General features: G+C 39.9%; 10 protein-coding genes and 2 tRNA genes. 5 read left to right on the top strand and 7 right to left on the bottom strand.

Annotated features, from left to right (window positions below; all coding sequences use genetic code 11):
• Positions 1–3: 3 nt before the first annotated feature.
• A complete protein-coding gene (locus JMN32_RS13280) occupies positions 4–2370 on the top strand; it encodes a penicillin-binding protein 1A (RefSeq protein ID WP_202856803.1) in 2367 nt (788 codons plus the stop codon).
• A gap of 493 nt (positions 2371–2863) precedes the next feature.
• Entirely contained in the window at positions 2864–3859 is a 996-nt protein-coding gene (locus JMN32_RS13275) for a hypothetical protein (RefSeq protein WP_238354454.1), read from the top strand.
• Positions 3860–4102: 243 nt separating this feature from the next.
• Here JMN32_RS13275 and JMN32_RS13270 read toward each other — a convergent pair whose 3' ends face one another.
• Entirely contained in the window at positions 4103–4324 is a 222-nt protein-coding gene (locus JMN32_RS13270) for a hypothetical protein (protein ID WP_202856802.1), read from the bottom strand.
• Positions 4325–4834: 510 nt separating this feature from the next.
• Between JMN32_RS13270 and JMN32_RS13265 the strand changes: the two genes are divergently transcribed.
• Together JMN32_RS13265 and JMN32_RS13260 are read left to right on the top strand one after the other, a co-directional pair.
• Positions 4835–4984 carry a hypothetical protein gene (locus tag JMN32_RS13265; RefSeq protein ID WP_202856801.1) on the top strand — a complete coding sequence of 50 codons (150 nt, stop codon included), beginning with the start codon at positions 4835–4837 and terminating at the stop codon, positions 4982–4984.
• A 151-nt stretch (positions 4985–5135) separates the two neighbouring features.
• Complete coding sequence (locus JMN32_RS13260; RefSeq protein ID WP_202856800.1) at positions 5136–6545, top strand: tetratricopeptide repeat protein; 1410 nt, start codon at positions 5136–5138, stop codon at positions 6543–6545.
• A 40-nt stretch (positions 6546–6585) separates the two neighbouring features.
• Here the strand turns inward: JMN32_RS13260 and JMN32_RS13255 are convergent, their stop codons facing one another.
• From JMN32_RS13255 to egtB, 6 genes are all read right to left on the bottom strand, one after another.
• Positions 6586–7062: a helix-turn-helix domain-containing protein gene (locus JMN32_RS13255; protein WP_202856799.1), complete on the bottom strand. Its 477-nt coding sequence runs from the start codon at positions 7060–7062 to the stop codon at positions 6586–6588.
• 204 nt (positions 7063–7266) lie between these two features.
• On the bottom strand, positions 7267–8277 hold the full coding sequence (locus tag JMN32_RS13250; RefSeq protein ID WP_202856798.1) for a LacI family DNA-binding transcriptional regulator: 1011 nt from the start codon (positions 8275–8277) through the stop codon (positions 7267–7269).
• 185 nt (positions 8278–8462) lie between these two features.
• A tRNA-Leu gene (locus JMN32_RS13245) sits at positions 8463–8546 on the bottom strand.
• 53 nt (positions 8547–8599) lie between these two features.
• A tRNA-Leu gene (locus JMN32_RS13240) sits at positions 8600–8684 on the bottom strand.
• Between the two features lie 191 nt (positions 8685–8875).
• A complete protein-coding gene (gene egtD, locus JMN32_RS13235) occupies positions 8876–9826 on the bottom strand; it encodes an L-histidine N(alpha)-methyltransferase (RefSeq protein ID WP_238354453.1) in 951 nt (316 codons plus the stop codon).
• A gap of 13 nt (positions 9827–9839) precedes the next feature.
• Entirely contained in the window at positions 9840–11096 is a 1257-nt protein-coding gene (gene egtB / locus JMN32_RS13230; RefSeq protein ID WP_202856797.1) for an ergothioneine biosynthesis protein EgtB, read from the bottom strand.
• Between the two features lie 432 nt (positions 11097–11528).
• On the opposite strand from egtB, the gene JMN32_RS13225 reads away from it, so the two are divergent.
• Positions 11529–13175 carry a S8 family peptidase gene (locus tag JMN32_RS13225; protein WP_202856796.1) on the top strand — a complete coding sequence of 549 codons (1647 nt, stop codon included), beginning with the start codon at positions 11529–11531 and terminating at the stop codon, positions 13173–13175.
• The last annotated feature ends 68 nt before the right edge of the window (positions 13176–13243 follow it).

Raw genomic sequence — 13243 nt, 5'->3', positions numbered from 1 at the left:
GAGATGAAAAAGACGAAGAGGCAAAAGAGAAGCAACAAAAAACAAAACAAGACCCCAAAACGATTAATCAAAATAGGACTGCTTGCCATTGGTACAATAGCAGCTTCATTCCTGTTTTTTTATTTCTCGGTAAAACTTGGTGTGTTTGGCAAACTGCCAGAGCGTGCTACACTACAAAAAATAGAAAATAATACCGCTACCGAGATTTATAGTGCTGATAGTGTCTTAATAGGAAAGTTTTATATTCAGGAAAGGACACATGCAAGATACGACGAACTTTCAAAACATGTGATTGATGCCCTGGTAGCCACGGAAGATGCCCGTTTTTTTGAGCACGAGGGTATTGACTATAGAAGTTTGACCAGAGTCTTTTTCAAAACATTTCTTATGTTAGACAGGTCTTCCGGAGGTGGCAGTACTATTAGTCAACAACTGGCCAAAAACCTCTTCCCAAGGAAAGATCATGGCTGGCTATCCATACCCGTAAGCAAAGTAAAAGAAGCTATTATTGCCAACCGGCTGGAGTCAATCTATTCCAAAGAGGAAATATTGACGCTTTATCTCAATACAGTACCTTTTGGAGATAATGTATACGGCATTGAAATGGCCGCCCGGCGCTTTTTCAATAAAAAGACCAAAAACCTTAACCTACAGGAAGCCGCCGTATTAATAGGAATGTTAAAGGCCAATTACAGCTATAACCCTCGGCTTTACCCGGAAAATTCCTTTACCCGCCGCAATGTGGTATTGGGCCAAATGGCCAAGTACGGCTACATAACAGAAGCTGCATACGACTCTCTAAGCAACCTGCCTCTTAAACTGAACTACACCAAGATCACTCACAATACTGGTATTGCTACTTATTTTAGAGAGTACCTTCGCAAGGAGCTGGAAAAGTGGTGCGACAACCACTCCAAACCTGACGGAAGTGGGTACAACATCTATACAGACGGCCTTAAAATATATACTACTATTGATTCCAGGTTGCAGAAGTACGCCGAAGAAGCCATGAAAAAGCATATGAGCGATTTGCAAGCTGTATTCAACAAACACTGGAGCAATACAGCATCTTGGAGCAGCAATAAGGAAATAGTCTTACAAGCCTTAAAAAACACCTCCCGTTACAAAAACCTGAAGGATAAAGGGCACTCTGAAAAAGAGATCATGAAGGCACTACAGGAACCCGTACCTATGAAAATTTACCAATGGCAAGGTGAGCAAGAGGTGAAAATGTCGCCAGTTGATTCGGTTAAGCACTACCTCACATTTTTACAAACGGGAGTGCTGGCCATGGAACCTGCAAGTGGTAACATCAAGGCTTGGGTAGGTGGCATTAATTATGAATTTTTTAAATATGACCACGTAAACAAGAATACAAAACGTCAGGTTGGCTCCACATTCAAACCTTTAGTGTATGCTGCGGCCCTTGAAAAAGGAATGAACCCGTGCAGATATATCTCAGGTGAAAAACTAACGTATACCAATCTTGCTGACTGGTCTCCTGGAAATGCGGATGAAGAAGAGTATGACATGAAGTATACTTTTAAAGGTGCTCTTGCCAAATCAGTAAATACCGTTACAGTAAGAGTTCTGGAAGAAGTTGGCATTGCTGAGACCATTTCCCTTGCCCAAAAAGCAGGAATAGAATCAGAGCTTCCTGAAGTACCCTCTATTGCTCTGGGTACGGCAAATATCTCTTTAATGGAAATGGTTACTGCCTATTGTGCTTTTGCAAATGGAGGATTTGCAGTTAAACCCAGATACCTTACTGCCATAGCGGACAACTCAGGCAAGGTACTGGATAGATTTAAGACTGACCTTTCCAGAGAACGTATTATGATGAAGGAAACGGCCATGATCATGAATGCTATGTTACAAGAAGTGGTAAATGCAGGCACGGCTGGCAGTTATCGCTGGAAATATCACATGACTCATGAATTGGCCGGAAAAACAGGAACCACCCAATCCAATACAGACGGTTGGTTTATTGGCTACAACCCTGAGATGGTTGTTGGAGCCTGGGTTGGTGCTGACAACCCTGCCATCCGTTTCCGTACCACAAGCCTCGGGTCAGGTGCCAGTACAGCCATGCCTATTGTGGCCAAATACTTTCACAAAATGCAATCTGATCCAAAATTCCGAAAACAGGGCTATGCCTCATTTCCCGAAATACCAGATTATATCGCCCGAAGTATAGATTGCGGCACAGAGAAAGAGGATAAAGTATTTATGGAATGGCTCTTCGGAAATAAAAAAGGCGGCGAAAAGAAAACTACTTTTGACGACAAAGGTAACGGGAAAGACGCTCCTAAAAAGAAAAATATTTTCGACAAGATAGGAGGCATTTTCAAAAAGAAAAAAGATAAGTAGTCCCCTGAAATTTTCAGTGTATAATTGGATTGTTTCGGGCAGTTTTAATGAAAAACATTCAGAATCTCATGAACTGCGTCAATACTTGCAAACTTTCATCCCAGCAACGAGACAACTATACCGTTGTTGTTCCTTCAAATTTGGAGCAATATGTACTTGTTGCCCTTGAAAATAAGTTAACAGTCCTGGCATCTTTTGACGGTGGTATTAAACCCTATGCGTCAATTTCAGATTTGTCAATCTATAATTAAAGATTGGTAATTAATTGAATCATAACAGAACTCATTAAAATGAGTTCTGTTATTGCTTTAAACCACTCAGAAATCACATAGGCAGCAGCGGATGGTGTGGTAATTTCCTGTCAAACTTATGCAATCAGGGTTATCATTTAACTTTAGAAGTCCTTTTTCATTAATTACATCACATCTATTAAGATTTTTTAGAGAAATGACCTAATTTCAGGAATTAACAGAAAATCTTTAAAATACCCCATATGAATGCAATGAGCATAAAGATGATCTGTAGTTCGCTTTTATTAATTTTATCACCTTTTCTTTTCTCCTGCTCGGATGACGATGGAGACCAGCCTGGAGACAACAACTCCAAGTCACTCTCTGATGCAGAGCATATTGCTACTTTCCCAGCCTCACACCCGTTAAATGAGGACGTCTCTACTAAAAATGTTGATGCTAATTCATCTGTTATCCTCAATAATATTGGATTAAGCGTAGGGCTTTTCCCGGATTTCGGTAGCGGCACTTATGAAGGCAAGCCCATTGGTATACCTTACACGGTGGTCAGCGAGAAGCAAACAGCAACACCCATTACCTACAGGGCCAACGACTATGATGGTAACTATGGTGATGAAAGTGATGAAGGCCCCTTCCCCATTCCGCCAGATGCCCCGATTGAAGGTAATGGAGAAGGTGACAGCCATGTAATCAGTGTGGATGTAGACAACGGCATGCTATATGAACTTTACAATGCCAGCCGAAGTAGTAATGGCTGGGAAGCTTCTTCAGGCGCTGTATTCTACCTCAACCAGATAGAGTACCGGCCTGCAACCTGGACATCAGCCGATGCCGCAGGTTTGCCCATCTTCCCTCTACTGGTCAGGCACCCGGAAATTGAAGAAAATGGTGAGATAGATCATGCCATCCGTTTTACACTACCAAAATCAAAAATTTACGGTGGCTATGTCCACCCTGCCCGACATAAAGTTTCAGACCTTACAGGCAATGAGCTGCTACCCTTCGGAGCAAAACTCAGGCTCAAAGCAGATTATGACATATCCGGATATTCTGAAACCAACCAGGCAATACTTCAAGCTATGAAAAAGTACGGACTCATTCTGGCAGATGTAGGATCATCTATGTTTATTTCCGGAGCACCCCATGAGGAATGGGACAATGATGACTTAAAGGGATTACGAAATGTGAAGGTTTCTGATTTCGAAGTTGTGGAGATGGGCGAGGTTAAGACATATTGATGTTTGATTTGCTGAAATCAAAGGTTTTTAGGCACTTTCCCGGTCTTTGGGAGATTGGTAAAGTGCACTTACTGGCACGGAAATCTACTTCCGATATAAATTATTGACTTACTCTGGCGCGGAAGTTATTTCCGTGCTTTTCATATTACCAACTCCATCCTGAAAGTAACTTTTCCTTTGTCCTTACATTACTAAATGCTTGATCCTTTTTGTCATCAGTTCGTCTTGCTTATCGGCTATATGTCACGGAAGCAACTTCCGCGCCGGTTGGAGATAATGCTCTTCAATCTGTTGCAGTTGATAAGTTCTCGGTTCACGCTTAATTTCAACCACAAAGGTGAATACCTGCCCGTTAAGTGTAAAATTTAACACCCCGTCTAATGGGCCATTATTTTGCCAAAAAGCTTCAATTCCGACAGTTTTATGTAGATTTTCTAAAGCAACCTGTATTACTTCTTTTTCCATCGCTTGTCCCATTGTTCACAAATACAAGATGTTCACGGAACGTGAACAAGAAAAATACATGAACAGCCTATTTAATTACTCTTATGTATAAAGAAACTCTTAATGTATTGAGTATATACATCCGTATTAATTAGCCTTTGAATATAAATCGCTTTCAGAAAGAGATTATACGTTTTTTAGCATGCAAAATGTTTGCATCGATAGATAATCATTAAAAATTCCGTGTAAGATATGATTACAAAATGACACTTTAGGAAAGCAATTTTCCTCATCCCTCTATTGTAGCACAATTAGGCTGGTTCAGTTTCTATAAAATTTCTTTTACTTGCGATGGATAACTCATTAGTTGTCTGACATTAGACAATATAAGTCTAACTGATTCATTACCAGCGTAACATTGCCCTGCAAGTACCATTAGACGGTAATTTGAGAAACCACTAAGTTTGTAATGGTCTCATAAAATTACCTGATGACCCGAAATACAACTAAACCCTTTAAATTCAGAAACAAATGAAAATCAGAAAAATTGCATTGATTGCCATGCTCGGCTTGTTTGGGCTAACCTTTACCTCTTGCCAGGAAGAAGAAATAGTACCTGATAATGTGCTTAACACCGAAGGTGTAAATGAAGGACATGATGAAGGTCCAGGTGAATTTTGATAAGTAATCACCAAGAGAGGATAATGAAACTTATTCATTTCTAATGCACGTAAGGTTTTCCAAATTTATGCCCCTTGATAATTGTAATAATACCGACATCTTTGCTCGGTGTTATTACAATTCTTTTCAACCTATAATTTAACCTAGTATTATGCCGAGACTTACAACTCTGGCGGTCTTGAGCGTGCTCTTTGTAGTAGCCTGCACTCAGGATGAGATCAATACCCACGACCCAGCAAAAATTGACGTTTTAAAGAATACCCATCAAACCTATCTCAAACACGTTGAGGAACCTGATATAGCTTTTAAATTGCTCGAGGAAATGAAAACCTTGGCTATTGAATTAGATAACAAAGAATATCTAGCCAGATATTATGCCAACCATGCTTACCTCAACAGAATGAATAATCAATATGGAGAAGCTATTAAATCCAACAAGCAAGCAATGGTACTTTATGAACAATTAGGAGATAAATTAAGGCAAGCTAAGGCAGCATCGAATTTAGGCAACGTTTATCGGTTGGCTAAAAAACCTGCTGAGGCTATACATTATCTTGAGCATGCAAAAGAGTTGTATATCCAGTTGAATCAAGTTGAAAAACTTCCTGTCATATTTGATAACATTAGCTTGGTGTACTTAGGGTTGGAAGAGTTTGACAAGGCACAACGCTATATTTCAAAAAGCCTTGAGGCCAGTATTGTTTTAGGGTCATCATTTTGGACATATAATGCGTATGCTTCGTACGGTGAGCTATATTTCAGACAGCAAAGGTTTGATGAAGCCATAAAAAACTATGAAAAAGCCCTGACCTATTTAAATGATGATCAGAAACTAGAAAAAGCCTTTCTATATGGCAATATAGGTGAGAGCTATATGAAAGCCAGCAAACTCGAGCATGCCGAAAAATGGCTAAATGATGCACTCCAATTAAAGATCGCTTTGGGTGGTGCCGATAAACGACCAAACCTGAATTATTTGGGAGAACTGGCCACCCTCAAAGGTGACTACAAAGCTGCATTGCAATATTATAACCAGGTGGTCAGGCTTTCAGATGCTGAGGGAGAGTTGCTTTCGGAAGAGTTACATATGGCCCTGAACGCACTCCGCGACCTCAGTAACAATGCCTCTGCCCGTGCGACGGGTGTGGTTGTCCCCGTGCAGGAATACATTTTAATCAGGGAAAAGAGAAATGAAGCATTAGAAAAACAAAACAAACTCATTTCGTCGATGTATGCGCAGCAAAGTGTTGATATGGCAGAAGCTGAGATTACACATTTGAACAATGAAGAAAGGTATAAGCATGAGTTGCTGCAAAAAGAGCAGGAAGCAGATCTAATGAACATCGTTTATGCTATCAGCGCTGCCCTTGGCCTGCTTTTGTTGATGTTTGTGCTATATAAATATAGGAAAAGGCTAATCATGTATCGCAATTATAAAAATCAACAAGAAAGAAAGAGTAACAAACTAGAAAAGCTGCACGCAAGGCTTGAAGAAGAGGTGCTTACCTTAAACCAACAGGTGCATTCTATCAGACAAATGCTCAGGGACAGCCAATCTTAAGTGGCTGTCTTGACATATAGTAGTTTTATTATCCACTAATTTATTCCCGGGCGGCTCTTTTTAGCTCAATAATTGTATCCGCAAGCTTGTCAGAGGCATTTATCATCACTTCAACTTTCTTTTGATACTTGTGTACCTCCTCTTCAGAGTTCTTCAATTGCTCCTGAAGTTCTTTCAATTGATTGCTGTTCTCCCTGAGCATTATCAACGACTTTTCAAAAGCCGCTTTAACATCGCTATGGGCAAGTTCCTGAAGTTCGGAAATACTGGAGCTGTATTCGTGGGACTTCTCCATATCCTCACGCGAATAAAATAATTCATCAGTGGTGATGCCGAATATTTTCGCCAGAACAGGAATGAGATCTACCGGTATTTTCCTTCTGCCGTTTTCATAATTAGAAACTACACTGCGCGTAAACAATTGCCCCGTGATCTCCTGCATCTGTTCTCCAAGCTCAGTTTGAGACAAATTATTTTTCTTCCTGAAATGTGAGATTCTTTCGGTGATTACTTTCAATTTGTTTACAATATATTATGCTTGCACACATTGATGCATTCAAAACGAACACAATTCATGAATCTTGTTTGCATCGCATAAAGATCAAACATATAAAAACCATTAAAATATCCTGCACATACTGCTAAACAGCAAGCTTTACCAAACTGCCTAAAGTGGTTTAGTAAAGCCGCAGGTTACTTCTGCCTTCATTGGTATACGTCATTACTTCTTTATAGACGAAGCTCTTACCACCAACTCTGAGGGTATAACCCTCTTTATACTGCTTTCCTTATGTTTACTTTTAATTTGATCTAGAAGGCACTTAGCAGCCTCATAACCGATCCTATCCGGGTGGTGGCTAACAGAGCTAAGCTGTGGCTCTACTATTCTGCAAATAGGGAAATCACCAAAACCAACCACTGAGATTTGCTCCGGCACTTTAATTCCCATACTTTTCAAAGTTAGTATAGATTCCACACCTAACTCATCATTCACTGTAAATATCCCATCAATATCAGGGTATTTATCCAGCAGCCTTTTTATCGCCTCTCTTCCTGTTTCCGGATCAAAGTCGCATGGAACGATAAGTTCATCATCAATCTCCAGGCCTCCATCCTTAAGCGCCTCTTTATAGCCACGCATTCGGTTAAGGCTTGCTGTCAGAGTATCCGGCCCCGATAGATGTACTATCCTTTTACATCCCCCATCTATTAAATGCGTAACAGCCCGGTGGGCACCTTTAAAATCCTCAGCTTCTATCTTATGCACCTCAAAGCTATCGCTGGTACGGTCAAATAACACTAATGGAACATTATGTTCGATCACACGCTGAATATGCTTAATGTTTTTACTGCCCTTAGCCAGAGAGATGAGCAGCCCATCAACTTTGGCCGATAAAAGCGAGGAAATATATTTTTTCTCCAGAGCGGGTGATTCGTTAGTCTGACAGATAAGCACCTGATAGTTATTGGAGACCGCCACTTCCTGAATACCTCCCAGAGCTGACGAAAAGAAATGACTGGCTATTTTAGGTACAACTACTCCAATGGAGAAAGATTTCTTTGTTCGAAGACTACTCGCCATTTGATTGACATGGTAGTTCATCTTTTTCGCCACGTCTTTTACTGACTTACGGGTTTCCTCACTAATGTCCGGGTGACCGTTTAAAGCTCGCGATACAGTAGATGGAGAAATGCCTAAAGCCAGTGCAATATCTTTAATAGTTACGCTCATGTTAATATTTAGTAAGTCGTATAAATTAACGCATTAGAAAGGATAATAACGAAGTTTTAGTTACAGAAATTAATATCTGATGGGTTTTGATATGTATTAATCATAAATAAATAAAAGTAGCACTACTTAGGGGATGGCAGTTGAAACTTTAAATAATCAGATGTGTATTAGGGTCTTAAAGAAAGTGCCGAAGAAGGGATTCGAACCCCCACGACCGTAAGGTCACATGTCCCTGAAACATGCGTGTCTACCAGTTTCACCACTTCGGCATTAAAAAATTTTCTAAAAGAACTTCGCTTACGATAGCAATCTGTGTTACTTGTGCGCACGAGAGGAATCGAACCTCCACGGCCGCAATGGCCACCAGGCCCTCAACCTGGCGCGTCTACCAATTCCGCCACGTGCGCTTACATGATCATTGGCCCAAAAGGGCCACAAAAGTAATAAGGTTTTATTTTATAACCAACAGTTATTACTGGTCAATTTTAAAGAAAATTTCATTATTTATTCCAGCCCTATCAGTATGTTTTTTTCTACTATATCATGCTTAACGATTGCATTGAAGAGCCGCCAGACAAACCCTCCCAAAGGGTAACGACTATTTTCTCCAGACAGAATTGACAAAATAACGCTTTGCATCATAAAAATTACGCACAATACTAAAACCCACCTGTGTAGCCAGACTCTCGATATCCTTCATACTGTATTTCTGAGATATTTCCATGTGGATAGCTTCCCATGGATCAAACTCTACAGCGGTATCCATAATCTCAACAGTTTGTGCTTTAGTACTCACCAAGTAGCTTGTCGTAGTACCCGTAAGAGGATCATAAGTAGGGAAATGCCTGAACGCTGATAAATCAAAGTTTCCTTTTAACTCTCTGTTGATCCGATTGAGCAAATTAAGGTTAAAATCTCTGGTAACTCCACTTTTGTCATTATAGGCATCTAATATAACCTCAGGGTCCTTTTTCAAGTCAAACCCTATAAATAACAAATCCCCCTCATTCAGTCCTTCGTAAAGCCCTTTTAAGAATGTTACGGCCTGAGAATGTTTAAAATTACCAATATTAGAGCCAAGAAAAAGCACTACATTTCGCGTTCCTCCATTTTCCAGTTCGCGTAGTGCCTTCATGTATTCATTTTGAATACCTTCTACTTTTAAAGAAGGAAACTCCTCTTCCAGAGACTCCTCTAATATTTGTAATACATTCCCTGATATATCTATAGGACGATATCGAAAGTCTACATCAGCATTTAAAAAACACTCCAATAACACTTTGGTTTTAAAACCGTCGCCAGCTCCGAATTCCACCAAGTTAAATTTCGACGTTCCTTCCATAAAAAGGTCTCGTATCTGATGCTGATGAGTTTCGAGGATCTCATATTCACATTTGGTCAGGTAATATTCTTCCAGATTCATGATCTTCTGGAAAATTCTGTCCCCCTTTTCATCATAAAAATATTTGGAAGATAAAGTTTTCGGTGTTGCGCTAAGCCCACTAAGCACGTCTTGAGCAAACTGGGTAATCACAAGTTGGTCATTCATTGAAAAGTTGTTTTTATTGGTTTTTTGCGAGTCTTATCCCCGAAAACATCCATCGAAGATGAGGGTGAAAAAAGTTTCTGTATGTTGCACGTATATGATCTTTAGGAGTAGCACATGAGCCACCCCTCAAAACCATTTGATTGATCATAAATTTACCATTGTATTCTCCAACGGCTCCCTCCGGAGCCTTATAGAAAGGATAAGGAAGATATGCACTATTGGTCCACTCCCATACATCTCCATACATTTGGTTATTATTACCCTTCTGAGGCATAGGTTGAAAATTCTCAGACTCCATAAAGTTACTATTATCATTCACGCCCAAGTGTCGGCTGCATGCCACTTCCCACTCAAATTCAGTCGGTAGCCGGAGACCTTTCCATTTAGCATAGGCATCAGCTTCATATAAACTTACATGGGTTACTGGTGCATTTAGGTCCAATGGTTTCAACCCACCATTGAGTGAATACTCATACCAGTGCCCATCAAGGCTGTACCAGTAGGCTGGTGCTTTTATGCTATTGTTTTTCACCCATTCCCAACCATCTGAAAGCCAATGCCTGAAATCCTCATAACCCTTAGCGAGGATGAACTCCAGATATTCTCCGTTGGTCACTAACCTATCCATTATCGCATAATCATGCAGGTAAACCTTGTGGATGCCTAATTCATTATCAAAACAGAAGCCATCACCATTATAACCAATTTCATATACCCCTCCGTCTACATGCTGAAATTCTGGTCTGGCAGGTTCATTAAACTCCTGGAGTGTTTTATTTAAATAAACTGGAAAAATAGGGTTGTTACCCAGAATGTATTTGATGTCATAACATAGCAACTCCTGATGCTGCTGTTCGTGTTGAATCCCCAGTTCCATCAGATCTGACAGCGACTTACTCAGCTCTTCCTGACTGTCAAGGAAATGGTTCATATGCTCGTTTACATACTTGCGGTAGTCCAATACTTCTTTTACCGTGGGTCTGGTTATGTTTCCACGATCAGTTCGAACCACTCGCGCTCCAACTGTCTCATAATAACTATTAAAAAGAAAATTATAGTTTTTATCGAAAGCTCGGTACCCCTTCATTTCAGGAATGAGTATAAATGTTTCGAAAAACCAGGTAGTATGTCCGAGATGCCACTTAGGTGGACTGACATCAACCACAGGCTGAACTACGTGATCTTCAGGAGCTAAGGGTGAACAAATAGCTTCCGTACATTGCCTCACAAAGCCAAATCTTTCTTTGAGGCGCAAATCTTCATGTACCATTTTTGCAAAAGGTTTTTTCTAAATTAACGGATGTAGGGCAGAATTGTAAATTCAAACGGTCATTATTTACCCACATCTGCATCCAGAACAACAAAAATGGTCTTGATGTTAAACTAAAGAGGTGTTATTCCTTCGAAAACCTTTTATGGCACCTCATGGTAAAATAAAAAAACATTGTAAAAAATAAAGCCATAGACACTAGACAAAAAAGGATTTCCATTCTTTTTAAATTTAGTGTTTTGTAAAATTCGCTCATTTTGTGAAACAAATCCAGCGAAAGTTTGGTTTGCAAGCACAGATGTAATGTTAAACATCTGAAATAGCTTTTAAAATAATTCCAAATATTGCCAAGTTGCCGGAATTAACACGGTAAAGTGATACATTTCAAGTATCTTGGCACTATTTATATCAATTAATCAATAAAGGTAACTTATGAAAAGAAGAGTTAGAGGGTTCCTGCTAATTATAATGCTTGCCGGTTCAATTACAGGCGTTCAGGCGCAGGGAACGGTACAAGAAAATAGCCAGCTCCCTCCAAAAGAATGGTTCATTTTAGATCCTGCCACAGATAATGTGCAAGGAGTAAGTGCAGAAAAGGCATACAATACTATATTAAAAGGCAAAAAATCAAAAACAGTAACTGTAGCAGTTATCGATTCAGGTGTAGACATAGATCACGAAGACCTTCAGGGCAAAATCTGGGTCAACGAAAAGGAAATTGCAGATAATGGCATTGATGATGATAAAAACGGATATATCGACGACAAGTATGGTTGGAATTTCATTGGAGGAAAAGATGGCAGAAATGTAAAGCAAGATACCCACGAACTCACAAGAATATACGTAAAGCTTAAAGAGAAATATGGGGATATAGAACCCAAGAAGGTTAGAAAAAAAGATAGAGAAGAATATGATTACTGGGTTAAAGTAAAAGAAGATTTTGAGAAAACATACGATGAAGCCCACCAGCAATACAACTTCTACTCAAACCTCCGAGACAACATTGTCAGGTTCCATGTTTTGTTAAAAGCCTATCTCGGGGTTGAGCAAATTTCGCTTGATGACCTGAGAGGTATTAACTCCCAGGACTCCATAGTTCTCACTGCAAGGAATATCATTGGAATGATCTACCAAAATGTGGGTGAAGATGCTGATTTCGACAAGATCACCGAAGACCTTGACGGAGCAGTAGAGCATTTTAGCAATCAGGTAAATTTTGCTTTCAATACAGAATTTAACCCAAGAGACATTGTAGGGGACAACTACGAAGACCTATATGAAAAGGGGTATGGGAATAATGATGTAAAAGGACACGACCCAAGTCACGGAACCCATGTTGCCGGAATCATAGCTGCCAATAGAAATAATGAGTTAGGAATAAAAGGAATTGCCGACAACGTGAAAATTATGGTTGTACGTGCCGTACCTGACGGAGATGAAAGAGATAAAGATGTGGCCAACGCCATAATATACGCAGTTGATAATGGTGCTCAAATTATCAATATGAGTTTTGGAAAGTCTTATTCACCTCAAAAAGAGGCTGTAGATAAAGCAGTTAAGTATGCCGAGAGCAAGGGTGTGTTGCTAGTACACGCAGCAGGTAACAGCTCCAAAGATATTGATAAAGGACTTAACTTCCCTACAAAAACATACGATAACTCCAAGGCAAAAGCCTCGAACTGGCTGGAAGTTGGAGCCTCCGCATGGGGCACTGGATCCGATTTTGTAGGAGAGTTTTCTAACTATGGCAAGGAAACCGTGGACATATTCGCACCTGGGGTAGACATCTACTCTACAACACCGGATAACAACTACAAATCATTTGACGGCACTAGTATGGCTGCTCCAAATACTGCCGGAGTTGCTGCACTATTGATGTCATATTACCCCCAGCTCACGGCTTTCCAGATAAAGGACATCATTACTAAATCTTCCAGAAAATTTGACAACCTAAAAGTAACCAAGCCAGGCAAGGAAGAGTTAGTTGACTTCAAAGATCTGTCAATTTCAGGTGGGTTGATTAATGCCTACGAAGCATTAAAAATGGCCGAGTCCATGGTTATGGATAAGCAAAACTAATAGATGTAAAAATTGTCTTGAAAATAAAACCAGCCTAACTTTAGGCTGGTTTTATTCATTTAAACATT

Origin of the sequence: Fulvivirga marina (genome assembly GCF_016775155.1) — a bacterium.
In the GTDB taxonomy this organism is placed as follows: Bacteria; Bacteroidota; Bacteroidia; order Cytophagales; family Cyclobacteriaceae; genus Fulvivirga; species Fulvivirga marina.
Note: the sequence above shows the minus strand (reverse complement) of the source record. Positions and strands in the feature narration are given on the sequence as shown.

What these genes read in the sequence shown, in the direction of transcription:
- JMN32_RS13280 (WP_202856803.1), top strand. Translation starts at nt 4, where the DNA reads ATGAAAAAGACGAAGAGGCAAAAGAGAAGCAACAAAAAACAAAACAAG.
- JMN32_RS13275 (WP_238354454.1), top strand. Translation starts at nt 2,864, where the DNA reads ATGAATGCAATGAGCATAAAGATGATCTGTAGTTCGCTTTTATTAATT.
- JMN32_RS13270 (WP_202856802.1), bottom strand. Translation starts at nt 4,324, where the DNA reads ATGGAAAAAGAAGTAATACAGGTTGCTTTAGAAAATCTACATAAAACT.
- JMN32_RS13265 (WP_202856801.1), top strand. Translation starts at nt 4,835, where the DNA reads ATGAAAATCAGAAAAATTGCATTGATTGCCATGCTCGGCTTGTTTGGG.
- JMN32_RS13260 (WP_202856800.1), top strand. Translation starts at nt 5,136, where the DNA reads ATGCCGAGACTTACAACTCTGGCGGTCTTGAGCGTGCTCTTTGTAGTA.
- JMN32_RS13250 (WP_202856798.1), bottom strand. Translation starts at nt 8,277, where the DNA reads ATGAGCGTAACTATTAAAGATATTGCACTGGCTTTAGGCATTTCTCCA.
- egtD (WP_238354453.1), bottom strand. Translation starts at nt 9,826, where the DNA reads ATGAATGACCAACTTGTGATTACCCAGTTTGCTCAAGACGTGCTTAGT.
- egtB (WP_202856797.1), bottom strand. Translation starts at nt 11,096, where the DNA reads ATGGTACATGAAGATTTGCGCCTCAAAGAAAGATTTGGCTTTGTGAGG.
- JMN32_RS13225 (WP_202856796.1), top strand. Translation starts at nt 11,529, where the DNA reads ATGAAAAGAAGAGTTAGAGGGTTCCTGCTAATTATAATGCTTGCCGGT.